We start from the raw sequence: 25,638 nt of genomic DNA on the forward strand, positions 1-25,638 counted from the left end.
GGCACACGGATCTCCACACCCTGTGAATGTCCCCCGTGGATGTCCCCCAGTGAGTTCCTGGCGCCGGGCGCCCCCGGTGAATTCCTGGCGCGCGGCGGACGCCCGGCCCTAGGCTCGCCCCGTGAACCGACGCCCCGGACGCAGGCTCGGCATCTGGAGTACCGGACTGCTGCTGGCCGGAGTCGGCACAGTGGTCGGCTGCCGGGCCGCCGACACCGACGGCGTCACCCCCGTGCCCCAGCTGCTCGCCTTCCTGCCCTGGCTGCTCGTGCCGGCCGGCGTCGCCCTGCTGTGCGCGCTGCTCGCCCGCTGGTGGCCCGGCCTGGTGGGCGCGGTCGCCGTACTCGGCCTGCTCGCCTGGTATCTGGAGCCGTACGGCAGAACCGCCGAGCCGGACGGGCCGCCGCTCGCCACGCTGCGCGTGCTGACCTCCAACGTGGAGTTCGGGCGCGGCACCCCGGCCCTGGTCCCCCGGATCCGCGACCGCCGGCCGGACGTCGTCTTCGTCGAGGAGTGCGAGTACACCTGCCAGGCCACGCTGGAGGCCGACTTCGCGACGGCCTACCCGTACCGGCAGGCGGTCCGCGCGGCCGGCTCCCACGGCTCCCTCATCCTCAGCCGCTTTCCGCTGAAGCCGACGGCCGGTGTCGCCGGCACCATGGGCATGCCCGGCGCCGTGGCCGACGTGCACGGCCATGCCGTACGGCTCCAACTCGCCCATCCCATGCCCCCGCTGCCGGACCAGGTCGGCCTGTGGCGGCGCGAACTCGGCAGGCTCCGCGCCTTCGCGGCCGCCGACCCCCGCACCCCCACCGTCCTCGCCGGCGACTTCAACGCCACCCAGGACCACGCGGCCTTCCGCCGCATCCTCGACACCGGGCTGACCGACGCCGCCCGTCTCGCCGGACACGACCGCGCCGCCAGCTGGCCCGCGCGCACCGCCTCGGTCGTCGGCACCCAGATCGACCATGTCCTGCTCTCCTCGGACTTCACCGCGACCGGCGCCCGCTTTCTGCGCGTGACCGGCAGCGACCACCGGGCCCTGGTCGTGGATCTCGCCCTCCACCAGCGCGGATGACCCGGCGCGGATCGGAGTGAACGGCGGCGGACGGCGATAATGGCCGCATGTCGCGAGAGTTCCCCATCGGCCTCACCCCTCCCGACTGGCTGGTCCGGAATCTCCGCCCCGAGCACGCCCCCGTCAACAAGGCGGCCGTGGCCCGCGCCGCCCTCGCGCTGGCCCTCCCCCTGGCGATCGGCCTCGCCACCGGATATCCCGCGTACGGCGCCCTCGCCTCCATGGGCGCCCTGTCCGGCGTCATCGGCGACACCGCCGACGCCTACCGCATGCGCATCCTCAACATCGCCGTACCGCAGCTCTTCGGCGCGGTCGGTGTGACGCTGGGCACGCTGGTGTACGGCCACGGCTGGTACGCGGTGGCCGCCGTCACCGCAGTGGCGCTGCTGTCCGGCATGATCTCGACGATCGGCGCGGTGGCCTCGGTCTCCGGGCTGCTGCTCCTCCTGAACTGCGTGGTGGGCGCGGGCCTCCCGCTCCCCCACCCCTGGTGGCTGGCCCCGGCCCTGATGACGGGCGGCGGCCTCCTGGTCCTCCTCCTCGCCCTGCTGGCCTGGCCGCTGCGCTCGGGCGTGCCCGAACGCGCGGCGGTGGCGGCCACCTACCGCGCGGTCGCAGCCCTCCTCACCGTCTCCGGCACGGACCGCACCGAGGAGTACGAGGACGCCCGCCGCACCGTCACCCAGTCCCTCAACCAGGCCTACGACCTGATCCTGGCCCGGCGCGCCCGCCACCACGGCCGCAGCCGCGAACTCACCCGTCTGCTGGCCCAGTTGAACGCCATCACCACGGTGGTGGAGGCGGCCCCCGCAGCCCACCTGGCGGGCCTGCCCCTTCCGCCCCGGGTCCCGGAGGCGGCCGAGCACCTGGCCCGCGCGGTCGAAACGGGCTGCACGGGCCCGATGGCGCTGGACCTCCCCCTCCCCACGACGGAGACGGCACGCGCGGTGGACCACGCGCTGCGCCACACGGCCGAGGTCGTCACGGCCCCCGACGTCGACCCCCGGGGCATCGACGACCGCCTGGGCCGCCCCGCCGCGCTGGGCATCCGCACGGCACGAGCGATCCGCAACGTGACGCTGTCGGCCAACTCCTGGCGCTACGGCCTGCGCCTCGCGGTCTGCATCGGCATCGCCCAGGCCCTGGTGTCGTTGATCCCCGTTCCCCGCTCCTACTGGGTGGCGCTGACCATCACGTTCGTCATGAAGCCCGACTTCGGCTCGGTCTTCTCCCGCGCCCTGCTGCGCGCCCTCGGCACGGTGGCGGGCCTGGTGATCGCGGCGGTGGTCCTGGCGGAGGTCCCCCTGGGCTGGTGGGACGTCCCGGTGATGCTGATCCTGGCCCCGTTGATCCCGGCGCTGACCCCGCGGGGCTACGGATACCAGACGGCGGCGATCACCCCGGTCATCCTCCTCCTGTCCGACATCCTGAACCACCAGGGCACGGCACTGCTGCTCCCCCGCCTGACGGACTCGCTCCTCGGCTGCGCCATCGCGCTGACGGCCGGCTATCTCCTCTGGCCGGAGAGCTGGCGCACCCGGGTCGGCGCCGGCCTGGCCGACGCGGTGGCGGACACGGCGGCCTATGTGGAAACAGCGTTCGATCCGGCCGCCTCCCCGGCGGCCCGGGCCCGTATGCGCCGCCGCCTCTACCGCGACCTCTCGGTCCTGCGTACGGAGTTCCAGCGGGCCCTGACCGAACCACCGCCGACCGGCCGCCGCGCGGCCGCCTGGTGGCCGCTGGTCGTCGCCGTGGAGCGGATCATCGACGCGACGACGGCGGCCCGCGTCCGGGTGAAGCACGGCGCGCCGCCCCCGTCCCCGGCCGAGATCACCCAGGTAGTGCGGCAACTGCGGGAGCTGTCGGAGGGCGTACGCGACGCGGAAACCCTGACCCCGGTCCGCACGGATCTCACCGGTCCCGCCGGCAGCGTCCTGGAACCTCTCCGCCAGGAGGTCGCTGCGGCCCGGTCGATCGCTTCCCCCCACTGACGCCTTCGCTAACCTTACGTGTCCGTCCTGGCCAGGGATCAACGGGCATCAACTCACGCGAAGGGTTGCGCACATGGGCATTCTCACTCTCCTGCGGAACGCATTCGGCCGCTCACGCAAGTCACGTGCCGCCGAGGCAGAGGGTGCGGACCGCCTCCCGGCGCAACCGACCACCCCCGAGCCGACCGCCCCCACCACGGAGCCCGGCACCCCGGCGGCGCCCACGGCGGCCACGCCCACTACGGCCGACCCCGCCCACCCCTCTCCCACCACCACAGTCCCCGAACCCCGCCGCTCGTCCCCCGACGAACACGACCTGGTGACAGCGGCCTTCGACAACATCCAGGTCCCCCACCCGGCAACCCCCACGGACCCGACCACAACCACGCCGGACACGAACCACCCCGAACTCCAGACGGACGCCGAGGAGCGGACTGAGGAGAAGCCCGAGGCTGAGGACCGGCCCGCGGAGACGGCGGAGCCGGACGCTGCGGTGAAGGCGGAGGGCGAAGAGCCGGCCGTTGAGGCAGCCGAGCCGGACGCTGAAGCTCAGGAGGCCGCGGCCGAAGAGACGACGACGCCGCAGGCCGCCGACGGCGAGGACGCCCCACAGGGGCCACCCGCACCCGACAACGAGACCCGCACGGGTGGTGCGGGAGGGAACACGGACGCCGAAGGCGAAGCCGAGGCGGACCCGGCACCCACGCCGGAGGCCCCCGCCGAGGAGAACCCGGCACCCACAACCCCCGCCACCCCCCTCGCCAAGGTCAAGTCCCGCACCCCCTCCCTCGCCACCGCCTACAAGGCAGCCACAGCCGCCCTCAAGAAGGCCGACCTCACCGGCACCCGAGCGAAGCTCTACCTCGTGCTGGACCGCTCCGCGAGCATGCGCCCGTACTACAAGGACGGCTCCGCCCAGGCCCTCGCCGACCAGACCCTCGCCCTCGCCGCCCACCTGGACCCCGAGGCCACGGTCCACGTCGTCTTCTTCTCCACGGAGATCGACGGCACCACCGACCTCACCCTCACCCCGGACCACGAGACGAAGATCGACGACGTCCACGCCGCCCTCGGCCGCATGGGCCGCACCAGCTACCACGCCGCCGTGGACGCCGTACTCACCCACCACGACAAGAACAGCACCCCCGACACCCCCGCCCTGGTGGTCTTCCAGACCGACGGCGCCCCGGACGCGAAGACCCCCGCGACCCAGTCCCTCACCGCGGCCGCGACCACGCACCCCGCCGTCTTCTTCTCCTTCGTCGCCTTCGGAGACCACGACAACAAGGCCTTCGACTACCTCCGCAAACTGAAGACCGAGAACACGGCCTTCTTCCACGCGGGCCCCACCCCCCGCGAGCTGACGGACACCGAGCTCTACGAAGGCGTACTGGCCGCTTGGCGGCCATAACCGATCACAACCGCCCATAACCGGCGGTAGCCACCCCGCACCCCACCTCACACCCCACCCCGCACCCCATTGGGCCGCCCCCTTCCCACCCCGTTCCACCCAGCAAAACGGGAAGCGGGCGGCCCACCTCTGTCGGCTACGATTTCAAGGTTCGAAACCTGAGAAAAAGCAGCGACCTGGGAGCAGCCACGATGGCTCGACACCTCATCACCAGCGCCCTTCCGTACATCAACGGGATCAAGCACCTGGGCAACATGGTGGGGTCCATGCTCCCGGCGGACGTGTACGCCCGGTACCTCCGCCAGCGCGGCCACGACGTCCTCTACATCTGCGCGACGGACGAGCACGGCACCCCCGCCGAGCTGGCCGCGAAGGAGCAGGGTCTCCCGGTCGACGCGTTCTGCGCCCAGGCGCACGACGCCCAGAAGGCGGTCTACGACGGCTTCGCACTCGCGTTCGACTACTTCGGCCGCAGCTCCTCCGCGCAGAACCGCGAGATCACCCAGCACTTCGCCCGCAAGCTGAACGAGAACGGCTTCATCGAGGAGCGGGCGATCCGCCAGGTCTACTCGCCCACCGACGGCCGCTTCCTCCCGGACCGCTACGTCGAGGGCACCTGCCCGCACTGCGGCTACGACAAGGCCCGCGGCGACCAGTGCGAGAACTGCACCCGCGTCCTGGACCCGACGGACCTGATCAACCCGCGCTCGGCGATCTCGGGCTCCACGGACCTGGAGGTCCGCGAGACCAAGCACCTCTTCCTCCTCCAGTCCAAGCTGGAGAACGAGGTCCGCGAATGGGTCGCCCGGCACGACAAGGACTGGCCGCAGCTGGCCTCCTCCATCGCCCACAAGTGGCTGACCGAGGGCCTGCACGACCGCGCGATCACCCGTGACCTGGACTGGGGCGTCCCGGTCCCGGCCGACACCTGGCCGGAGCTGGCCGCCGAGGGCAAGGTCTTCTACGTCTGGTTCGACGCCCCGATCGAGTACATCGGCGCGACCAAGGAGTGGTCCGACCAGGACCCGGAGAACCGCGACTGGAAGTCCTGGTGGTACGAGGCGGACTCCGGCGAGAACCCCGTCCGCTACACCGAGTTCATGGCGAAGGACAACGTCCCCTTCCACACGGTGATGTTCCCGGCCACCGAGCTGGGTGTGCGCGAGCCGTGGAAGAAGGTCGACTACGTCAAGGCCTTCAACTGGCTGACGTACTACGGCGGGAAGTTCTCCACCTCGCAGAAGCGCGGCGTCTTCACCGACCAGGCCCTGGACATCCTCCCGGCGGACTACTGGCGCTACTTCCTCATCGCCAACGCGCCCGAGTCGGACGACTCGTCCTTCACCTGGGAGCACTTCACCGCCACGGTCAACAAGGACCTCGCCGACACCCTCGGCAACTTCGTCAACCGCGTCCTGTCCTTCTCCAAGAAGCGCTTCGGCGACGAGGTCCCGGCGGGCGGCACCCCCGGTGAGGCCGAGACCAGGCTCGGCGAGCAGATCGCCGAACTCCTCGCCGAGTACGAGGGCCACATGGAGGCGCTGCAGTTCCGCAAGGCCGCCGCGGCCCTGCGCGCCCTGTGGTCGGCCGGCAACTCCTACCTGGAGGAGAAGGCCCCCTGGCTGCAGATCAAGACCGACAAGGACGCCGCGGCCCTCACGCTGCGTACGGCGATGAATCTGATCCACCTGTACGCGGTGGTCTCCGAGCCGCTGATCCCGGCCACGTCGAAGGCGATGCGCGAGGCGTTCGCCCTGGCCGACGACACCGCGGCCTGGGTCACCGCCGAAGAGGCGAAGGCCCTGACCGCCGTCCCCGCCGGCACTCCGTTCACGGTCCCGCCAGTGCTGTTCGCCAAGCTGACGGACGAGGACCTGGCGGCGTACAAGGAGCGCTTCGGCGGCGAGGAGAGCTGATCGCGCAGCACTGATCCCTGATCCGTGAAAAGGCGCCGAGCCCCGTGCTCGGCGCCTTTTCACGATCCGGTGGGCCTACTTCACCTGCGCTCGACGGTGACCAGGTCCGGGCCCTTGGTGATGTCGAGGGCGCAGGGTGACCGCGTCGTACTGCGAGTTCCAGTTCCCCTTGGCCCCGTCCGTCGGGTCCCACTGCGGGAAGCACTCACCGGAGAGATTCCCGGACGCCCCCGGCTCAGCCAGCGAGCCCGAGGACGAGCGCGCCGACCACCGGTGCGGCGTAGACGAGCGGGAACGGAATGTGCGTGTACCAGCGGGCCCGCGCCACGGTGACGGCGGCTCCGAGGAAGTAGAGCACCAGCCCGATCCCGGCCAGCACCCCGATCACCGGCACGAACAGCCCGACCACCAGCCCCACGGCCCCGGCGGCCTTGGCCACCCCCAGCAGGGTCCACCACGCCTGCGGCACCCGGTAGTCGGTCAGTGCCTTCACGATCCACTGGGCCCGCATCAGCAGTACGGCACCGGAGAAACCGGCCATCAGCGCGGCGAGCAGGGTGACGACGATCTGGGCGGTACGCATGAGAGGCTCCCATCGAGCTTCGAGCGGGCGAAGAGCTTCGGACACCCCTTTGAACCCCCGGCCCGCGCCCGTGTGACAGGAACCCGGAAAAAAATCTTGAACCTCACCGAACCTCACCGGCGGCTGCTCGCGGACGTCGTCGCGGCGGGCGGCACGTACGGTCTGGTCCTCGCCGGCGGCTATGCCCTCCAGGCGCACGGCCTGCTGCGGCGCCCGCACGCCAATGTCGACTTCGCCACGGAGAGCGCCGAACCGATGGACCGGATCGCCGGTGCCCTCGGCACGGCCCTGGAGGCGCACGGCCGGGCGGTGCGGTCCGGGGCCGGCACCGTGCTCACCGCCCAGCTGACCGTCACCGACCCGCCGACCGGCAAGCCCTGTGTCCTGGCCCTGCACAAGGAGGCGTTCTGGCAGCCGCCGGAGCTCACCGAGTACGGCCCGGCGCTCTCGCTGGAGGACGCCGTCGGGACGAAGATCCGGGCTCTGTACGACCGGGGTGCGGCCGTCGATCTCGTCGACGCGCGGGCCGCGGCCGCCCGGTTCTCGCTGCCCGAGCTGGAGGAGCTGGGCCGGCGGCACGCCCACGACCCGTTCGATCTGCCCACCCTGCAGTCCCGGCTGACCGGCACGGACTTCTACTCCGATGTGGACTTCTTCCGCTACGGCCTGACCGAGGAGCAGGTCACCGCGCTGCGCGTCTGGGCCCAGCAGTGGTCCGACGACATCGCCGAGCGGCTGCTGGAGGACGGCGCGTCCCCGGACCCGGAGGGCGAGCAGGGCGAAGAAGAGGGGGACTGAGACCGCCGGGGAATGCGCGAAGGGCCCCGGACCGCGGTGGTCCGGAGCCCTTCGGCAGCGCTCGTGCCCTACTTCGGCTGCGGCTTCCTGATGTTCAGGTGCAGCTCGCGCAGGCGGGCCTCCTCCAGCTCGGTCGGGGCGCCCATCATCAGGTCCTGGGCGTTGCCGTTGAGCGGGAAGGAGATGGTCTCGCGGATGTTGGGCTCGTCCGCGAGGAGCATGACGATGCGGTCCACGCCGGGGGCGATGCCGCCGTGCGGCGGGGCGCCGAAGCGGAACGCGCGGAGCATGCCCGCGAACTTCTCCTCGACGGTCTCCCGGTCGTAGCCCGCGATCTCGAAGGCCTTGAGCATGATGTCCGGCTCGTGGTTCCGGATCGCGCCGGAGGACAGCTCGACGCCGTTGCAGACGATGTCGTACTGCCAGCCCAGGATGTCCAGCGGGTCCTGGGTCTCCAGGGCCTCCAGGCCGCCCTGCGGCATCGAGAAGGGGTTGTGCGAGAAGTCGATCGCGCCGGTCTCCTCGTCCTTCTCGTACATCGGGAAGTCGACGATCCAGCAGAACCGGAAGACGTCCTCCTCGAAGTGCCCGGCGCGCTTGGCGGCCTCGACCCGCACCGCGCCCATGATCTTCGAGACCTCGTCGAAGTCGCCCGCGCCGAAGAAGACCGCGTGGCCGGGGGCCAGCGAGAGCCGCTTGGTCAGCTCGGCGACGTTCTCCTCGGTGAGGAACTTGGCGATCGGGCCGGACAGCGCGCCGTCCTCACCGACACGGACCCAGGCCAGGCCCTTGGCGCCGAGGGAGACGGCGAAGTCGCCGAGCTGGTCGAAGAACTTGCGCGGCTGGTCCTGGACCGCCGGCACCGCCAGCGCACGCACGTGCTTGCCGGCGAACGCCTTGAACTCCGAGCCCTCGAAGACATCGGTGATGTCCACCAGCTCCAGCTTGGCGCGCAGGTCCGGCTTGTCGGAGCCGTACCTGAGCATCGCCTCGCGGAACGGGATCCGCGGGAAGGGGGAGGTGACGTGGCGGCCGTTGCCGAACTCCTCGAAGAGCTCGGTCATCAGCTGCTCGATCGGCTGGAAGACGTCCTCCTGCTCGACGAAGCTCATCTCGACATCGAGCTGGTAGAACTCGCCCGGCGAGCGGTCGGCACGGGCGTCCTCGTCGCGGAAGCAGGGCGCGATCTGGAAGTAGCGGTCGAAGCCGGAGATCATCAGCAGCTGCTTGAACTGCTGCGGGGCCTGCGGCAGGGCGTAGAACTTGCCCGGGTTCAGGCGGGAGGGGACGACGAAGTCGCGGGCGCCCTCGGGGGAGGTCGCGGACAGGATCGGCGTCGCCATCTCGTTGAAGCCGAGTGCCGTCATCTTGTGGCGGATCGCCGAGATGACCGCCGTACGCAGCATGATGTTGCGGTGCATGCGCTCGCGGCGCAGGTCCAGGAAGCGGTACTCCAGGCGCCGCTCCTCGTTGACCCCGTCCTCGGCGTTGATCGTGAAGGGCAGCGGGGCGGCCGCGCCGAGCAGCTCGACCTCGGCGACCTCGACCTCGATCTCACCGGTGGGCAGGTCCGGGTTCACGTTCTCGGTTCCACGTGAAACAACGCGGCCGTCGATGCGGACCGTGGACTCCTTGGAGATCTTGTCCAGGGCCTCGTACGCGGGGGTGCCGGGGCGGGCGACCAGCTGCGTGATGCCGTAGTGGTCACGCAGATCGATGAAGAGGATGCCGCCCAGGTCGCGCCGATTGTGCAGCCAGCCGCTCAGCCGGACGTCGGTGCCGACGTCAGAGGCGCGGAGCTGGCCGCAGGTGTGGGACCTGTACCGATGCATCGTCGTTCATCGTCCTTCGTGTGTGGGTCTGCGGCGGGGTTGCTCCCCCCGCGAGAACGGGCACGGGGCCCGGACCCATCAAGGGTACCGGGGACCCCAAGATCGGCTCCCCACCCTTTTCCGCGCCTTCCGCTGGAGGATCCTCCGTATATCCGGGGGAACAGGATCCTCCTTTTCTACGGTGGCACCGTTGGGACGGATCTTCCTAAAGTGGGGCAATGCGCACTGGCGAGTCTCTCCCGTCCGTCGGGGACGTCCTCGCCGCCCTCGCGACCGGGCTGTGGCACTGGGACACGGCTGCCGGGTTGGTCACTGTGGACGCGGAGGCGGCACGGCTGCTCGGGCTGCCCGCGGAGGCGACCACCCTCACCGAGGCCCAGACCCGGGCCCGGCTGCACCCGGTCGACTGGAACGAGATCACCGGGGTGGTCCCGCTGGCGGTCGCCGAGGGCACGCTCGCCGAGGTGCGCATCCGGATCATGGACGAGCAGGGGAACGTCCTGCGGGTCGTCCGCAGCCGCTCGAAACCGTCCTACGACCCCGAGCGGCAGGCGTACCAGCTGATCGGCACCCTGCAGGAGGTCACCGAACCGGCCCCGGGCACCCAGGCCGCCCGCAGTGCGGTCACCGGCGACTGGCGGCGCTCGCGCGAGGCGTTTCTGCTGGACGCGGGCCGGGCGCTGGCGGAGGCGGAGTCCACGGCGGAGGTCTTGCGGGTGGCCGGCGGCCTGTCGATGCCGGGGTTCTCCCCGGACGGGCTGGTGGTGTTCGGGGTGCAGGGCGACCGGCTGACGATCATCGGCCAGCACGGGCACCAGCCCGGTGACCTCGGCCCCTTCTCGAACATGCCGCTGACCACCCACTATCCGGCGGCCCAGGTCGCCCGCACGGGCCGCGCGGTGTATCTGTCCTCCCCCGAGGAGTACAAGGCCCGCTACCCGGCGACCTGGCAGCTCGCCCGGCGCTTCGGCCGCAGCTCCTGGGCCTTTCTGCCGCTGACGGTGGCCGGACGCACGATGGGCGCCTGGCTGGCGGCCTTCACCTACCCCGTGGCGTTCACCCCCGACGAACGCGCCGTCCTCGCGACGGTGGCCCGGATGCTCGCCCAGGCGCTGTCCCGCGCGGAGGTCACCGAGTCGGAGCGGGAGCTGGCGGCGGGCCTGCAGCGCTCCATGCTGCCCTCGCTCGGCCCGGAGATCCCCGGCATGGAGGTGGCCGCCCGGTACATCCCGACCGGCGGCGGCCTCCAGGTCGGCGGCGACTGGTACGACATGATCCCGCTGCCCTCCGGGCGCGTCGCGCTGGCCATGGGCGACGTACAGGGCCATGACGTACGGGCCGCGGGCCTCATGGGCCAGCTGCGCATCGCCCTGCGCGCCTATGCCTCCGAGGGCCACCGCCCGGACGCCGTGCTCTCCCGCGCCTCCCGCTTTCTGCACGGCATCACCCACGACGACGAGATGACCGACCTCCGCTTCGCGACCTGCGTGTACGTGGAGGCCGACCCGGTGACCGGCACGCTGGAGATCGCCCGTGCCGGCCATCCGGACCCGGCGATCCGGATGGCCGACGGCACGGTGATGATGCGGCCGACGGCGGGCGGGCTGCCGCTGGGCATCGACCCGGACGCGGACTATCCGACGACCCGCTTCACCCTGGAGCCCGGCGAGACGCTGATGCTCTGCACCGACGGCCTGATCGAGACCGGCGGACACGACCTGGAGAGCGGCTGGCGGCGGCTGCGCGCGATCCTGGAGGCCCACCGGTGGGACGCCGGCCCCGATCTGGAGTCGCTGGCCGACGCGCTGGTGCAGGGTGTGCACGGGCCGTCCTCGCACCACACTGTCGGCCCCCTGACCGACCGGCGCGAGGACGACATCGCGCTGGTCCTGCTGCGCCGCCCGCAGCAGGACTGCGGCTGCGGCGCCACCGTGACCGTACGGCCGCGGGTGCGGCGCACGCTGCTGCAGGTGGCACAGGACGAGCCGGACCGGATCGCCGAGGCCCGCCGGCATCTGCGCGAGCTGCTGCACGACTGGGCCCCCGCCGAGCAGATCGACTCGGCGGTGCTGCTGGTCTCCGAGATGGTCACCAACGTCCTCGTCCACACCGACGCCGACGCGCTGCTGCTCGCCGAGGTGACCGGCGAGGCGGCGGCACGGCGGCTGCGGGTGGAGGTCACCGACGCGGGCGACGACCTCCCGCACAGGCGCCGGCCCGGCGAACTGGCCTCCTCCGGCCGCGGTCTGATGCTGATCGAACTGCTCGCGGACGCCTGGGGGGTGGACCCGCGGGGCGAGGGCAAGAGCATCTGGTTCGAGCTCTACGAGTCGGAGGACGCCGTGGGAGGCGCGGCGGGAGGCATGCCGGGGGGCGCGCCGGAACTCGGTGCGCCGGAGGACGGCGTAGCAGGCGGGGAGTCGGCGGGCGCCGCGTAACGGGTCCGCAGCTCCTGTACGACCCCGAAGGCGGCCGCGGTCAGCGGTACGGCGAGGAGCATGCCGAGGATGCCCGCGACGGAGGCCCCGGCGGTGATGGCGAGCATCACCACGGCCGGATGCATCTGCACCGTGCGGCTCTGGATGACCGGCTGCAGCACATGCCCCTCCAGCACCTGCACGGCGAGCACCACTCCGAGCGCCCACAGCGCGATGACGAAGCCGCGGTCGGCGAGGGCGACGAGAATCGCCACCGCACCGGAGATGAAGGCACCCAGGTAGGGGATGTAGGCGCCGACGAAGACGAGCGCACCGAGCCCGATCGCGCCCGGCACCTGAAGGATCAGCAGCCCGATGGTGATGCACACGGCGTCGATGAGCGCGATGACGGTCGTCCCGCGCATGAACCCCTCCACCGCCTCGAAGGCGCGCCGGGCCATCGCCTCCAGGGTGTCGGCGGTGTTGCCGGGCGCGACGGACCGGAGGGTCTCGACGGCCCGGTGGGAGTCGCGCAGGAAGAAGAAGACGAGCAGCAGGGCGAGCACCGCCATCGCGATGCTCTCGGCGGCCACGCTGACCCCGCTGATCACGTTGGACACGGCCGTACCGCCGAACTTGCCCAGCAGCTTGCGGGAGTTGGCGGCGAGGTCGTCCAGGCCGGTGCCGGCGGCCCCGAAGTGCTGGGAGACGGACTTGGCGGCGTCCCGGAGCGAGGCGATGATCTGGTCGCCGGTGTCGATCAGCGCGGCGACGACGATGTACACGGCGCCGCCGACGACGGCCACGACGGCGACACAGGTGAGCCCGGCCGCCACCGACTCCTGCACGCCGGTCCGCACGAGCCGCCGGTACAGCGGGCCGAGCAGCGCGGTCCCGAGCAGGGCGAGCAGCACCGGTGTGACGGCCGTACGGAACTCGCCGCACAACCGCACCGCGACCCAGCCCACCCCGGCGACGAGCAGCAGCACGGCACACCAGGCGGCGAGACGGCGCACGGGGTCGGGCAACAGCTGCACACGTCCAGCGGATCACGGGCGCCGGCGGGCGTCCTGCCGTACGGGGCCGGGCGGGTGACGGGCGGGTGAAGCCGTCGCCCCGCCGCCGTACCCGGGGCTTCCGCCTCGTCCGCCGGGCCCGGCGCAGGCGTGAGCGGCCGCCCTGGGGCGGGGCGACCGCTCACGCGATGGCTGATCGTGCGTTGCCGGCGCTTCCTCAGAGGCCGAGCAGGCCGTGCAGGAGGCAACCGAGGCCGAGGAGGCCGCAGTTCTCGTTGCCGTTGCCGTTTCCGTTGTTGCCGTTGCCGTTGCCGCCCAGGACCGCGGCCACGCTCTGCTGGACGACGCCCGTCGGTACCTGGGCCTGAGCCTGGGCGGGGGCGGCCAGCGTGACACCGCCGACGGTGAGGAGGGCACCGGCCGCGGTACATGCCATGGCCCTGCGGATGCTGCTCATATGTGTCTCCTGATCTCGTTGAGTGCGAGGTGTCGGCCACCAAGGAGCGACCACTCAATGCGCGCCGTGGAACGATTAGCGCATTTGTGACGTTATGGTGACGATCGGGGTGACGCCTTGCGGAGTTGGGCCATCCGTGTCGTCGCGGCGTCCTGCCCGGGGCACGCACGAAGCCCCGTCCGGGTCGGACGGGGCTTCGACTCAACCAACCGGGCTCACTGCCCCTGCGGTCCGCTCTCGGTCATCCCGTGCACCGCCGGGATCGTCCCGAGGCGGCCCTTCTGGAAGTCCTCGAAGGCCTGCATCAGTTCTTCCTTGGTGTTCATGACGAACGGGCCGTAGTGCGCCATGGGCTCACGGATGGGCTGTCCGCCGAGGAGGACGACCTCGAGGTCCGGCGTGCGGGAGTCCTGCCGCTCGTCCGCGCGGACGGTCAGCGCGGACCCGGCGCCGAAGACGGCGGTCTGGCCGAGGTGGATCGGCCGGCGCTCCGTGCCGACACTGCCGCGGCCCGCGAGGACGTAGGCCAGGCCGTTGAAGTCCTCGCGCCAGGGCAGGGTGACCTCGGCGCCCGGGGCGACGGTCGCGTGGACCATCGTGATCGGGGTGTGGGTGATGCCAGGGCCCTCGTGGCCGTCCAGCTCGCCCGCGATGACGCGCAGCAGCGCACCGCCGTCCGGCGTCGTCAGCAGCCGGACGCTGCCGCCGCGGATGTCCTGGTAGCGCGGGGCCATCATCTTGTCCTTGGCCGGGAGGTTCACCCACAGCTGCAGGCCGTGGAAGAGTCCGCCGGACATGACGAGGGACTCCGGCGGGGCCTCGATGTGCAGGAGGCCCGAGCCCGCGGTCATCCACTGGGTGTCGCCGTTGGTGATGGTGCCGCCACCGCCGTTGGAGTCCTGGTGGTCGAATATCCCGTCGATGATGTAGGTGACGGTCTCGAAGCCGCGGTGCGGGTGCCACGGGGTGCCCTTGGGCTCGCCCGGCGCGTACTCCACCTCGCCCATCTGGTCCATCATGATGAACGGGTCGAGGTGGCGGTAATTGATCCCGGCGAACGCCCGGCGCACCGGGAAACCCTCGCCCTCGAAACCGCTCGGGGCGGTCGTGACGGCCAGCACGGGACGCGCCACGGCGTCGGCGGGAGTGGTCACCCGGGGCAGCGTCAACGGGTTCTCGACGGTCACTGCAGGCATGGTCGGTACCTCCTTGTGCGCTCACTTTAGTTGAGCATTGAACTTCTTGCCACCCCCAACAGAAGGAGCCCGGAGGGAATTCCCTCCGGGCTCGCACTCAGGCGCGCGGGTCAGCCGTACATGCGCCGCATCGCGAAGTCGACCATCTGCTCGACCGCCTTCGCGTCGAAGACCATCCGGTGCTCGCCCTCCATGTCCAGGACGCAGCCGTAGCCGGTGGGCAACAGGTCGATCACCTCCGCACCGGTGATCACGAAGTACTTGGACTCCTTGCCCGCGTACCGGCGCAGCTCCTTGAGCGAGGTGAACATCGGGATCACCGGCTGCTGGGTGTTGTGCAGGGCGAGGAAGCCGGGGGTGTCGCCGCGCGGGCAGTACACCTTCGACGTGGCGAAGATCTGCTGGAAGTCCTCGGCGGACATCTGCCCGGTGGTGAAGGCGCGCACCGCGTCCGCGAGCGAGGGCGGGGACGGCTCCGGGTACAGCGGCGCCTGCTGGCCGTACCCGCCGACACCGCCCGGCATCTGCTGCTGCGACGAGCCGTACTGCTGCTGAGCGGCGCCGCCGTCCATGGGCTGCCCGTATCCGTACATGGGCGCAAGCGTACCGAGCCGGACCGGCGCGGTGGGGCCCGGAGAATTTATGTAGCGATCGATAGATAATTCTGCTACGGTTTTCATATCGACCGCTACAGACAGCGACTCCGGGGGGTCACCTCATGTCCGGCAGCACAGCACGCCCCGCCCTGCTCCTCGCCCACGGCGCCGGCGGCTCCGTCGCCGCCAACTACGGCCCGATGATGGAGCAGTTGAGAGCGCGGTACCGGGTGATCGGCATCGACTACCCGGGCGCGGGCAGCACCCCACGCGCCACCCGGCGGCTGGAGCTGGACGAGCTGGCCGACCGACTGACGGCCGCCGCCGACGCGGAGGGGGTCGGGCGGTTCGCCGTGTCCGGATTCTCGCTGGGCGGCGCGGTGGCGATACGGCTGGCCGCGCGACACCCGGAGCGGGTCACGGCGCTCGCTCTCACCGCGCCCTTCGCCCGCGCCGACACCGGGGTCCGGCTCACCGCGCGCGTGTGGCGCTCGCTCATCGCGGCCGGTGACACGGACACGCTGGGGCGCTTCCTGCTCGCACGCTGCCTGAGCCCGGCCGCGCTGGAGGCGATGGATCCGCAGGAGCTGGAGACCGCGGTCAAGGAGACGGGCGCGGGCGTCCCGGTGGGCACGCCGGAGCACGTCGAGCTGGTGGAACGGCTGGACGTGACGGCCGACCTGGCCCGGATCACCGCGCCCACCCTGGTCGTCTCGCCCGTCGACGATCCGCTGATCCCGCCCCGGCTGCACCGTGCGGTGGCGACGGGGATCCGCGGGGCCCGGCTGGTGGAGATAGCGGGCGGCCACCTGCCCTTCGCCGAGCACCCGGACCGGTGGGCGGCCCTGCTCACGGACGGGCTCACGGACGGGCTCGCCCCCGGGTCCGCGAGCGGCGTCTCGGACAGGCTCGCAGACGGGGGGACGGACGGGGAGGAGTAGACCCTTCTCACACTCGGCCGATAGGGGTTGCTTCTTATTACCGACGGGTAGCATCATCGGAGCTACTTGTTGGTACGTGAACTAGGTGCGAGGAGCCAGTGCCTCGCCGATCTCTCTACGGAGCCATCGCCATGGGGCACTACAAGTCGAATCTCCGCGACATCGAGTTCAACCTCTTCGAAGTACTGGGGCGCGACAAGGTGTACGGCACCGGCCCGTTCGAGGAGATGGACGTCGACACCGCCAAGAGCATCCTGGAGGAGATGACCCGCCTCTCGGAGAACGAGCTGGCGGAGTCCTTCGCCGACGCCGACCGCAACCCGCCGGTCTTCGACCCGGAGACCAACACCGCGCCGGTCCCGGCGTCCTTCAAGAAGAGCTACCAGGCCTTCATGGACTCCGAGTACTGGCGGCTCGGCCTGCCCGAGGAGATCGGCGGCACCACCTCGCCGCGCTCCCTGATCTGGGCCTACGCCGAGCTGATCCTGGGCGCCAACCCGGCCGTGTGGATGTACTCCTCGGGCCCGGCGTTCGCCGGCATCCTCTTCGAAGAGGGCAATGAGGTCCAGAAGCACATCGCCAAGATCGCCGTGGAGAAGACCTGGGGCTCCACCATGGTGCTCACCGAGCCGGACGCCGGTTCGGACGTGGGCGCCGGCCGCACCAAGGCGATCCAGCAGGAGGACGGCTCCTGGCACATCGAGGGCGTGAAGCGCTTCATCACCTCCGGTGAGCACGACATGGAGGAGAACATCCTCCACTACGTGCTGGCGCGCCCCGAGGGCGCCGGCCCGGGTACCAAGGGCCTGTCCCTCTTCCTCGTCCCGAAGTACCTCTTCGACTTCGAGACCGGCGAGCTGGGCGAGCGCAACGGCGTCTACGCCACCAACGTCGAGCACAAGATGGGCCTGAAGGCCTCCAACACCTGCGAGATGACCTTCGGCGACCAGCACCCCGCCAAGGGCTGGCTCATCGGTGACAAGCACGAGGGCATCCGCCAGATGTTCCGCATCATCGAGTTCGCTCGCATGATGGTCGGCACGAAGGCGATCTCCACGCTGTCCACGGGCTACCTGAACGCGCTGGAGTACGCCAAGGAGCGCGTGCAGGGCCCGGACCTGGCCAACTTCCTGGACAAGACCGCGCCCAAGGTCACCGTCACCCACCACCCGGACGTGCGCCGCTCGCTGATGACGCAGAAGGCGTACGCGGAGGGCATGCGCGCCCTGGTGCTGTACACCGCCTCGGTCCAGGACGCGATCCAGGTCAAGGAGGCGAACGGCGAGGACGCCTCCGCCGAGCACGCGCTGAACGACCTGCTGCTGCCGATCGTCAAGGGCTACGGCTCCGAGAAGGGCTACGAGCAGCTCGCCCAGTCGCTGCAGACCTTCGGCGGCTCCGGCTTCCTGCAGGAGTACCCGATCGAGCAGTACATCCGCGACTCCAAGATCGACACTCTGTACGAGGGCACCACCGCGATCCAGGGCCAGGACTTCTTCTTCCGGAAGATCGTCCGCAACCAGGGCGCCGCGCTGAACTCCCTCGCCGAGGACATCAAGAAGTTCCTGGCGCTCGGCACCGGCGGCACGGAGCTGGCCGGCGCCCGTGAGCACCTGGCCAAGGCGGCCGTGGAACTGGAGGCGATCGTCGGTCTGATGCTGACCGACCTCGCCGCCACCGAGCAGGACACCAAGAACATCTACAAGGTGGGCCTGAACACCACCCGCCTGCTGCTGGCCTCCGGTGACGTCGTCGTCGGCTACCTGCTGCTGAAGGGCGCCGCGATCGCCGCCGAGAAGCTGGCCTCGGCCTCCGCCAAGGACACGGCGTTCTACACCGGCAAGATCGCCGCGGCGAAGTTCTTCGCCGCGAACGTCCTGCCGGGCGTCACGCTCGCCCGCAAGGTCGCCGAGGGCGTCGAGCTGGACCTGATGGAGCTGGACGAGGCCGCGTTCTAAGAAAGCGTTCCTGCGGACAGGTCGGCGGATACGTCCCTGTAAGTCGCTCCTGCAGACCGTTCCTGCAGATACGTCCCTGTAGATACTGTGCGGGCCCGCTCCCTTTCCGGGAGCGGGCCCGTGCACGTCGTTAAGGTGAATCCTATGAGCGCACCAGCCCGCTTCGACCGCGGCCACACCGACGACCTGATGTCCTTCCTGGCGGCCGGCCCATCGCCGTACCACGCCGTGGCGAATGCCGCGGAGCGGCTGGAGAAGGCGGGCTTCCGGCAGGTCGCCGAGACGGACGCCTGGGACGGGACCAGCGGTGGCAAGTACGTGCTGCGCGGCGGCGCGATCATCGCCTGGTACGTCCCCGAGGGCGCTGAGGCACACACGCCGTTCCACATCGTCGGCGCGCACACCGACTCCCCGAACCTCAGGATCAAGCCACGGCCGGACAGCGGGGCGCACGGCTGGCGCCAGGTCGCCGTCGAGATCTACGGCGGTCCGCTGATGAACTCCTGGCTCGACCGCGACCTGGGCCTGGCCGGCCGGCTGAGCCTGCGCGACGGTTCCACGGTGCTGGTCAACGTGGACCGGCCGCTGCTGCGTGTGCCCCAGCTCGCCATCCACCTGGACCGTTCGGTCAGCACCGAGGGGCTCAAGCTCGACAAGCAGCGCCATCTGCAGCCGATCTGGGGTCTCGCCGACGATGTGCGGGACGGCGATCTGATCGCCTTCCTGGAGGAGGAGGCCGGTCTTGCGGCCGGCTCCGTCACCGGCTGGGACCTGATGACACACCCGGTGGAAGCCCCCGCCTACCTCGGCCGGGACCGGGACCTGGTCGCCGGTCCCCGGATGGACAACCTGCTGTCGGTGCACGCGGGCGTGGCCGCGCTGGCCGCCGTCGCCACCTCCGGCGCACCGCTCACCCGCATCCCCGTGCTGGCCGCGTTCGACCACGAGGAGAACGGCTCCCAGTCGGACACCGGCGCGGACGGCCCGCTGCTCGGATCCGTCCTGGAGCGCTCGGTGTTCACCCGCGGCGGTACCTACGAGGACCGGGCCCGCGCCTTCGCCGGCACGGTGTGCCTGTCCTCCGACACGGGCCACGCCGTCCACCCCAACTACGCGGAGCGGCACGACCCGACGCACCACCCGCGCGTCAACGGCGGCCCGATCCTCAAGGTCAACGTCAACAACCGCTATGCCACGGACGGTTCGGGCCGCGCGGTCTTCGCCGCGGCGTGCGAGAAGGCGAACGTGCCCTTCCAGTCGTTCGTCTCCAACAACTCCATGCCGTGCGGCACCACGATCGGCCCGATCACCGCGGCCCGGCACGGCATCCGGACCGTGGACATCGGCGTCGCGATCCTCTCCATGCACAGCGTCCGCGAACTGTGCGGCGCCGACGACCCGTTCCTGCTGGCGAACGCGCTGGTGGCGTTCCTGGAAGGCTAGTCGGGCTCAAGGGGTTGCCCGCGCCCCCGGGGGCGCGGGGCTGTATCGATGTGCGGCGCAGCAGCCGACGAACCGGCCCCCACGCCCCACGGCGCTACTCGTCCATCCCGGCCAGAACCAGCGGCAGCCGCTCCACCCCACCCTCCACGAGCCGGATCGGAACGCCCCAGTCCTGCTGGTGCACATGGCAGGCAGGATATGCGTTGGCCGGGTCGTCATCGCAGGAGGCTGCCATCGCCGAGACGTGCAGCACCCCCTCCATGACGGAAGGGTTCAGCTCCAGCTCGCGCGAGAGGTCCGTGTCTGCCCCTTCCCCCTTGCGCAGCAGCTCGGGCGGGGTGGCGGAGACCAGCAGGCGGGTGGAGGGGCCATACCGCGTGTCCAGCTTCTGGCCGGCCGGGGCCTGGAAGATGACGTCCAGCTTCAGCCGGCCCGGGGCGACCTCGGTGGCCGCGCGCCGGGTGCGGTGGGCGACCGACTCCACGCGCACCGCCTCCTCGGGCAGCCGCAGCCGGGTCAGCCGGTGCCGGGCCGACTCCACGACCACGATGTCCTCGCCGGCGAGCACGGCGTCACTGGGCTCGCGCAGATCGGTGGCGAGCGTCGTGACCTCGCCGGTCGCCGGGTCGTAGCGGCGCAGGGCGTGGTTGTAGGTGTCGGCGATCGCGACCGAACCGTCCGGCAGGGCGGTGACACCCAGCGGGTGCTGGAACAGGGCCTGCTCGGCGGCGCCGTCGCGATGGCCGAAGTCGAACAGACCGGTACCGACGGCCGTGTGGACGGACCCGTCGAGATCCACCCAGCGCAGGGCGGACGTTTCGGAGTCGGCGAGCCAGAGCCGCTCGGCGGTGGCCGCGAGGCCGGAGGGCTGCGCGAACCAGGCCTCGGCGCCGGGGCCGTCGACCAGGCCCTCGTTGGTGGTGCCCGCCGCGACGGCGACGGTCTCGGTGCCGGGGTCGTACGTCCACAGCTGGTGGACGCCCGCCATGGCGATCCACACCTTGCCGCCGAAGACCGCCACGTCCCAGGGGGACGAGAGGTCCACCTCGCGGGCCGGGCCGGCGGTCGCGGCCCCCTGCCACCACTGTCTGCCGGTGCCGGCCAGGGTCGTCACCGCGCCGGTGGCGAGGTCCAGCCGGCGCAGGGCGTGGTTGACGGTGTCGGCCACGACCACCGAGCCGGCGTCGAGGAGGGCGAGGCCCTGCGGCTCGCTGAAGGCCGCCTCCGCGGGACCGCCGTCCGCGAACCCGCGCGTGCCGGAGCCGATGCGCCGTACGACGGTCTCGGTGTCCTTGGCCAGCTCCACCAGCTGGTGCCTGGTGGTGTCGCTGACCAGGAAGGTCCCGCCGGGCAGCGGCAGCGCCTTGCCCGGGAAACGGAGGGTGCCCGGCTCCGGCTCGGGCGCCACATAGGGCCCGTCGCCGCGGCGCAGCGTGCCCTTCACCTCATGCTCGGCCTCCAGCTCCTCGACCAGCCGCTCGATCGCGTGGGCATGGCCCTCGCCCGCGTGCTGGGCGACGACATATCCCTCCGGGTCGATCACGACGAGCGTCGGCCAGGCACGCACCGCGTACTGCTTCCAGGTGGCCAGCTCCGGGTCGTCCAGCACCGGGTGCGCCACGCCGTAGCGCTCCACCGCGTCCACGACCGCCTGGTGCTCCGCCTCGTGCACGAACTTCGGGGAGTGCACGCCGATGACGACCACCGTGTCCCGGTGCTTCTCCTCCAGCTCGCGCAGCTCGTCCAGGACGTGCAGGCAGTTGATACAGCAGAAGGTCCAGAAGTCCAGGACGACGATGCGTCCGCGCAGGTCGGCGAGGGTGTACGCGGTGTGGCCCGTGTTCAGCCAGCCGCCCTTGCCGATCAGCTCGGGGGCGCGGACGCGGGCGCGTCGGGGTGCGGAGTCGGTCATGGCTCAAGAGTGCCACCCGACTCCGACAGCCACTTCGGCGCCTGTGGACAACTATGGACACCCCGGTCCGAGGGGCTCCGCGTCCTGTGGACAGCCCCGACCGGTGGATTCCGACGGAGCGTCAGGACAGGGCATGACCGGTGGTGGCGTCCACGTGGTCCGGCACCTCCTCGTGCCGGTCGCCGACCGACAGGGTGCCGCTCGGTTCGAGGACGAGGATCTCGGTGGGCACGCGTGCGTACGGCTTGTGCTCGGTCCCGCGCGGGACGGTGAACACCGAGCCCTTGGGCAGCACGACCGTGCGCTCTCCGGCCGGCTCACGCAGACCGATCCGCAGTTCGCCGTCGAGGACCAGGAAGAACTCGTCGGTGTGATCGTGGACGTGCCAGAGGTGCTCACCCTCCACCTTCGCCACACGTACGTCGTAGTCATTGACGGTGGTGACGATGCGCGGGCTCCACTGCTCGGTGAACGAGGCGAGGGCGGCTTCGAGGGAGATGGGTTCCATGGGTTCATCGTGCGGGTGGCCCTCGGCGTCGTACGAGTGCTAGGAATCGCATATGTCGCAAGGATCCTCTCACCGACGCCCGCGTAGGGCACATCGGGTCGCCGTGATCGTCGACGAGGGCACCAACCCCTTCGAGGTCGGGGTCGCCACCGAGCTGTTCGGGCTGCCGAGGCCCGAACTGGGCTTTCCGGAGCCGCTGTACGAGGTGACGCTGTGCGCGCCCGCGTCCGGGGTGCGGATGAACCACGGCTTCTTCACCCTGACCGGCGTGCCCGGCCTGGAGGCGGTGGACGAGGCCGACACCCTGGTCGTACCGGGCCGCCCCGACAACGTGGTACCGCGCGGTGCCGACGTCCTCGACGCCATCCGGCGCAGCCACGCGCGCGGGGCCCGCGTCGTCAGCTTCTGCACGGGCAGCTTCGCCCTCGCCGAGGCCGGGCTGCTCGACGGGCGACGGGCCGCCACGCACTGGATGTGGGTGGACACCTTCCGGGAGCTGCATCCCAGGGTGCTGCTGGAGCCGGATGTGCTGTTCGTGGACGAGGGCGACATCCTCACCGCCGCCGGCAGCGCGGCCGCGCTCGACCTCGGCCTGCACCTGTGGCGCCGCGACCACGGCGCCGAACTCGCGAACGCCGTCTCGCGGCGGCTCGTCTTCGCCGCCCACCGGGACGGCGGCCAGCGGCAGTTCGTGGAGCGCCCGGTACCCGACGTGCCCGACGAATCGCTCGGCCCGCTGCTGGCCTGGGTGCAGGAACGACTGGGGGAGCCGCTGACGGTGGCGGACCTCGCCGCCCGCGCGGCCGTCAGCCCGGCCACCCTGCACCGCCGATTCCGCGCCCAGCTGGGGACGACTCCGCTGGCCTGGCTCACCGGCGAACGCGTGGCGCTGGCGTGCCGGCTGATCGAACGGGGCGAGGAGCGCCTGGACGTCGTCGCGGCCCGCAGCGGCCTGGGCACCGCGGCCAATCTACGGGCCCGCCTGCGCCGGGAGACGGGGCTGAGCCCGTCGGACTACCGCAGACGCTTCGGACCACGGTCTCCGCTCCTGCCGACGACGTGACGATCGCGTCCTGTTCCGGCTTCCGGCTTCCGGCTTCCGGCTTCGTGATGATCGCGCCGCGACGGGGAACGGTACCCGCATGAGACTCCTCGTACGCGACCGGCTTCTCGGTATCGGTGACGACTACTGGATCGAGGACGAGCACGGCCGGAAGGTGTTCCTCGTCGACGGCAAGGCCATGCGGCTGCGGGACACCTTCCAGCTCAAGGACGCCCACGGACGTGTCCTGATCGACATCCACCAGAAGATGTTCGCCCTGCGCGACACCATGGTGATCGAGCGGGACGGCGAGGGCCTTGCCACCATCAGGCGCAAACGGCTGTCCCTGCTGCGCAACCACTACCGGGTGTCCTTGGCCGACGGCACCGTGCTGGACGTCAGCGGCAAGATCCTCGACCACGAGTTCGCCATCGAGTACGACGGCGAACTCCTCGCGGTGATCTCCCGGCGCTGGCTGCACCTGAGGGACACGTACGGCGTCGACATCGTGCGCGACGACGTGGACCCGGCGCTGCTCATCGCGGTGGCGGTGTGCGTGATCCACCTGGCGCAGAAGGAACGGGAGGACGACTGACGAAGGTGGAGCGTGCCCTGACCGACGGAGGCGGGGCGTGCCCGACCTCTCAAGGCAGTACGCCTAGCGCCGCGGTGGCTCCAGGCCCAGCACGCGGTCCTTCAGCGCCGGGAACTGCTCCCGCGTCGTCGCCACCTTCGCCGGGTCGAAGTCGACGGTGAGGATCTGCTCGTCCGGGCCCGCCTCGGCGAGCACCTCGCCCCACGGATCCACCACGATCGAGTGACCCGCCTGCGGAACTCCCGCATGGGTCCCGGCCGTTCCACACGCAAGCACGAACGCCTGGTTCTCCACCGCCCGCGCCTGAGCCAGCAGCGTCCAGTGCGCGCGTCGGCGCTCGGGCCAGCCCGCCGGGATCACCAGCGTCTCGGCGCCGGCGTCGACCAGTGAGCGGAAGAGTTCGGGGAAACGGAGGTCGTAACAGGTGGCCACGCCGAGCGTGGTTCCGGGCAGCCGGACCGTCACCAGGTCCCGCCCGGCACCCATCAGTACGGCCTCGCCCTTGTCGAAACCGAAGCGATGGATCTTGCGATAGGCGGCAGCCAGCTCACCGGAGGGGGAGAAGATGAGAGACGTGTTGTAGAGAGTGCCGTCACCCGCGGCGGAGCCGCTGCCGGATGCCGCTCGCTCGGGGACGGAGCCCGCGTGCAGCCACACCCCCGCGTCGCTCGCGGCCTTGGCCATCGTCTCGTACGTCGGGCCTTCGAGTGGCTCGGCCGCGCGGCCGAACTCCTCGTAGGCGAACGCACCGGTCGTCCACAGCTCGGGCAGCACGACGAGGTCGGACCCGGACTGCTGCCGGACCAGTGCGGCCACCCGCTGCCGCCGGGAGTCGACCGATTCGTCCTCGTTCACGGCGATCTGGATCAACGAGGCGCGCACACTACCACCGTCCTGGCATTCGAGTCGTCCACACAGGCCTACGATCGTCACATGAAAGCACTGCCGGGGTGCCTGCAAGCAGCGTAACTTGGGGGTCCCCCCGGTTCGAGCGATGCCGAGAGCCGGAGGAGACCCAGACGCCCGCCGAGTTGCCACCGCCGCCGTTGGCAGCGCCGCCACAACCTGACCGTGTACCGACCGCCGAGGGGTCCCGTTCCGTGAGTCTGCATCCCACCCTCCAGCCCTACGCCGACGCCTGGACGCACTCCATCGAAGCGATATCCGAGATGGTCCAGTCGCTCGCGGACGGCGAGTGGAACCGGCGGACCCCGTGCCCCGGCTGGTCGGTGCGGGACGTCGTGTCCCATGTGATCGGTATGGACTGCGAGATGCTCGGCGACCCGCGCCCGATCCACTCGCTCCCGCGTGACCTCTTCCACGTCACCACCGAGCACCAGCGGTACATGGAGATGCAGGTCGACGTCCGCCGCCACCACACGGCGCCGGAGATGACGGCCGAGCTGGAGTACACGGTCATCCGCCGCAACCGCCAGCTGCGCAACGAGTCCCGCGACCCCGGCACCACGGTACGCGGCCCGCTGGGCACCGACATCACGGTGGAACAGGCCTACCGCGCCCGTGCCTTCGACGTGTGGGTGCACGAGCAGGACCTCCGCACGGCCCTCGGCCGCCCCGGCAACCTGGACTCGCCGGGCGCGCACGTGGTCCGGGACGCCCTCCTGGAAGCACTCCCCAAGGTCGTCGCGAAGGACGCGGACGCACCGCGCAGTTCGGCGATCGTGTTCGACGTGCACGGCCCGGTGGAGTTCCTGCGCACGATCCGCGTCGACATCCAGGGCCGCGGCACCCTGGAAACCGCCCCCGCCCTCGGCCCCGCCGCCACCCTCACCCTCGACTGGGAGACCTACGTCCGCCTCGCCTGCGGCCGCATCACCCCGGAGACGGCGACAGACCGCATCAAAACAGAGGGCGACCCGGCCCTGACGACAGCAATCCTGAACAACTTCACGGTAACGCCGTAGCCGAAAGCCGTAGCCGAAACCTG

Annotated in this window: 21 protein-coding genes; 12 read left to right on the forward strand and 9 right to left on the reverse strand. The window is 71.0% G+C overall.

The genetic code is table 11. The annotated features are described in order from the left end of the window. Positions 1-121: 121 nt before the first annotated feature. The 4 genes from AB5L52_RS21200 (at position 122) to metG (ending at position 6,396) form a co-directional block, all read left to right on the forward strand. Complete coding sequence (locus AB5L52_RS21200; protein ID WP_369365640.1) at positions 122-1,078, forward strand: endonuclease/exonuclease/phosphatase family protein; 957 nt, start codon at positions 122-124, stop codon at positions 1,076-1,078. A 47-nt stretch (positions 1,079-1,125) separates the two neighbouring features. Continuing rightward, a complete protein-coding gene (locus AB5L52_RS21205; RefSeq protein ID WP_369365642.1) occupies positions 1,126-3,069 on the forward strand; it encodes an FUSC family protein in 1,944 nt (647 codons plus the stop codon). A 73-nt stretch (positions 3,070-3,142) separates the two neighbouring features. Then, on the forward strand, positions 3,143-4,480 hold the full coding sequence (locus AB5L52_RS21210) for a VWA domain-containing protein (RefSeq protein ID WP_369365643.1): 1,338 nt from the start codon (positions 3,143-3,145) through the stop codon (positions 4,478-4,480). 191 nt (positions 4,481-4,671) lie between these two features. After that, positions 4,672-6,396 (forward strand): methionine--tRNA ligase, encoded by a 1,725-nt coding sequence (gene metG, locus AB5L52_RS21215; protein WP_369365645.1) that lies wholly within the window; start codon positions 4,672-4,674, stop codon positions 6,394-6,396. 235 nt (positions 6,397-6,631) lie between these two features. On the opposite strand, the gene AB5L52_RS21220 is transcribed toward metG, so the two are convergent. Continuing rightward, a complete protein-coding gene (locus tag AB5L52_RS21220) occupies positions 6,632-6,979 on the reverse strand; it encodes a DoxX family protein (RefSeq protein ID WP_369365646.1) in 348 nt (115 codons plus the stop codon). 96 nt (positions 6,980-7,075) lie between these two features. On the opposite strand from AB5L52_RS21220, the gene AB5L52_RS21225 reads away from it, so the two are divergent. Next, complete coding sequence (locus tag AB5L52_RS21225) at positions 7,076-7,777, forward strand: hypothetical protein (RefSeq protein ID WP_369365648.1); 702 nt, start codon at positions 7,076-7,078, stop codon at positions 7,775-7,777. A gap of 68 nt (positions 7,778-7,845) precedes the next feature. Here the strand turns inward: AB5L52_RS21225 and aspS are convergent, their stop codons facing one another. Further along, entirely contained in the window at positions 7,846-9,609 is a 1,764-nt protein-coding gene (aspS, locus tag AB5L52_RS21230; RefSeq protein ID WP_351017250.1) for an aspartate--tRNA ligase, read from the reverse strand. A gap of 218 nt (positions 9,610-9,827) precedes the next feature. Between aspS and AB5L52_RS21235 the strand changes: the two genes are divergently transcribed. Further along, complete coding sequence (locus tag AB5L52_RS21235; protein WP_369365650.1) at positions 9,828-12,047, forward strand: SpoIIE family protein phosphatase; 2,220 nt, start codon at positions 9,828-9,830, stop codon at positions 12,045-12,047. Here the strand turns inward: AB5L52_RS21235 and AB5L52_RS21240 are convergent. From AB5L52_RS21240 to AB5L52_RS21255, 4 genes are all read right to left on the reverse strand, one after another. After that, positions 11,933-13,063, reverse strand: coding sequence for an AI-2E family transporter (locus AB5L52_RS21240; protein WP_351017245.1), 1,131 nt, complete (start codon positions 13,061-13,063; stop codon positions 11,933-11,935). The genes AB5L52_RS21235 and AB5L52_RS21240 overlap by 115 nt on opposite strands. A 196-nt stretch (positions 13,064-13,259) precedes the next feature. Further along, complete coding sequence (locus AB5L52_RS21245) at positions 13,260-13,499, reverse strand: hypothetical protein (RefSeq protein WP_351017242.1); 240 nt, start codon at positions 13,497-13,499, stop codon at positions 13,260-13,262. A gap of 215 nt (positions 13,500-13,714) precedes the next feature. Further along, the gene (locus tag AB5L52_RS21250; RefSeq protein ID WP_351017239.1) at positions 13,715-14,695 is read right to left on the reverse strand and encodes a pirin family protein; all 981 of its coding nucleotides are present in this window, start codon (positions 14,693-14,695) and stop codon (positions 13,715-13,717) included. Between the two features lie 110 nt (positions 14,696-14,805). Further along, positions 14,806-15,288, reverse strand: coding sequence for an SseB family protein (locus AB5L52_RS21255; protein WP_351017236.1), 483 nt, complete (start codon positions 15,286-15,288; stop codon positions 14,806-14,808). 125 nt (positions 15,289-15,413) lie between these two features. On the opposite strand from AB5L52_RS21255, the gene AB5L52_RS21260 reads away from it, so the two are divergent. The 3 genes from AB5L52_RS21260 to AB5L52_RS21270 all read left to right on the forward strand — a co-directional run bounded on the left by AB5L52_RS21260 (position 15,414) and on the right by AB5L52_RS21270 (position 19,633). Beyond that, positions 15,414-16,232 (forward strand): alpha/beta fold hydrolase, encoded by an 819-nt coding sequence (locus AB5L52_RS21260; protein WP_369365653.1) that lies wholly within the window; start codon positions 15,414-15,416, stop codon positions 16,230-16,232. 131 nt (positions 16,233-16,363) lie between these two features. Further along, positions 16,364-18,190, forward strand: coding sequence for an acyl-CoA dehydrogenase (locus tag AB5L52_RS21265; RefSeq protein ID WP_351017231.1), 1,827 nt, complete (start codon positions 16,364-16,366; stop codon positions 18,188-18,190). Between the two features lie 144 nt (positions 18,191-18,334). Beyond that, entirely contained in the window at positions 18,335-19,633 is a 1,299-nt protein-coding gene (locus tag AB5L52_RS21270; RefSeq protein WP_369365657.1) for a M18 family aminopeptidase, read from the forward strand. Positions 19,634-19,727: 94 nt separating this feature from the next. Here the strand turns inward: AB5L52_RS21270 and AB5L52_RS21275 are convergent, their stop codons facing one another. Together AB5L52_RS21275 and AB5L52_RS21280 are read right to left on the reverse strand one after the other, a co-directional pair. After that, positions 19,728-21,545 carry an NHL domain-containing thioredoxin family protein gene (locus AB5L52_RS21275; protein ID WP_369365658.1) on the reverse strand — a complete coding sequence of 606 codons (1,818 nt, stop codon included), beginning with the start codon at positions 21,543-21,545 and terminating at the stop codon, positions 19,728-19,730. 121 nt (positions 21,546-21,666) lie between these two features. Continuing rightward, positions 21,667-22,053 (reverse strand): cupin domain-containing protein, encoded by a 387-nt coding sequence (locus tag AB5L52_RS21280; RefSeq protein WP_351017223.1) that lies wholly within the window; start codon positions 22,051-22,053, stop codon positions 21,667-21,669. Between the two features lie 52 nt (positions 22,054-22,105). Here AB5L52_RS21280 and AB5L52_RS21285 point away from each other — a divergent pair, with 52 nt between their 5' ends. Together AB5L52_RS21285 and AB5L52_RS21290 are read left to right on the forward strand one after the other, a co-directional pair. Continuing rightward, positions 22,106-23,116: a GlxA family transcriptional regulator gene (locus tag AB5L52_RS21285; protein WP_369365659.1), complete on the forward strand. Its 1,011-nt coding sequence runs from the start codon at positions 22,106-22,108 to the stop codon at positions 23,114-23,116. A 79-nt stretch (positions 23,117-23,195) separates the two neighbouring features. Further along, complete coding sequence (locus AB5L52_RS21290) at positions 23,196-23,690, forward strand: LURP-one-related family protein (RefSeq protein WP_351017217.1); 495 nt, start codon at positions 23,196-23,198, stop codon at positions 23,688-23,690. A gap of 63 nt (positions 23,691-23,753) precedes the next feature. On the opposite strand, the gene AB5L52_RS21295 is transcribed toward AB5L52_RS21290, so the two are convergent. Further along, entirely contained in the window at positions 23,754-24,572 is an 819-nt protein-coding gene (locus tag AB5L52_RS21295) for a carbon-nitrogen family hydrolase (RefSeq protein WP_351017214.1), read from the reverse strand. 218 nt (positions 24,573-24,790) lie between these two features. On the opposite strand from AB5L52_RS21295, the gene AB5L52_RS21300 reads away from it, so the two are divergent. Then, positions 24,791-25,615, forward strand: coding sequence for a maleylpyruvate isomerase family mycothiol-dependent enzyme (locus tag AB5L52_RS21300; RefSeq protein ID WP_351017211.1), 825 nt, complete (start codon positions 24,791-24,793; stop codon positions 25,613-25,615). The last annotated feature ends 23 nt before the right edge of the window (positions 25,616-25,638 follow it).

The sequence above is a fragment of the Streptomyces sp. CG4 genome (genome assembly GCF_041080655.1).
GTDB lineage: Bacteria > Actinomycetota > Actinomycetes > Streptomycetales > Streptomycetaceae > Streptomyces.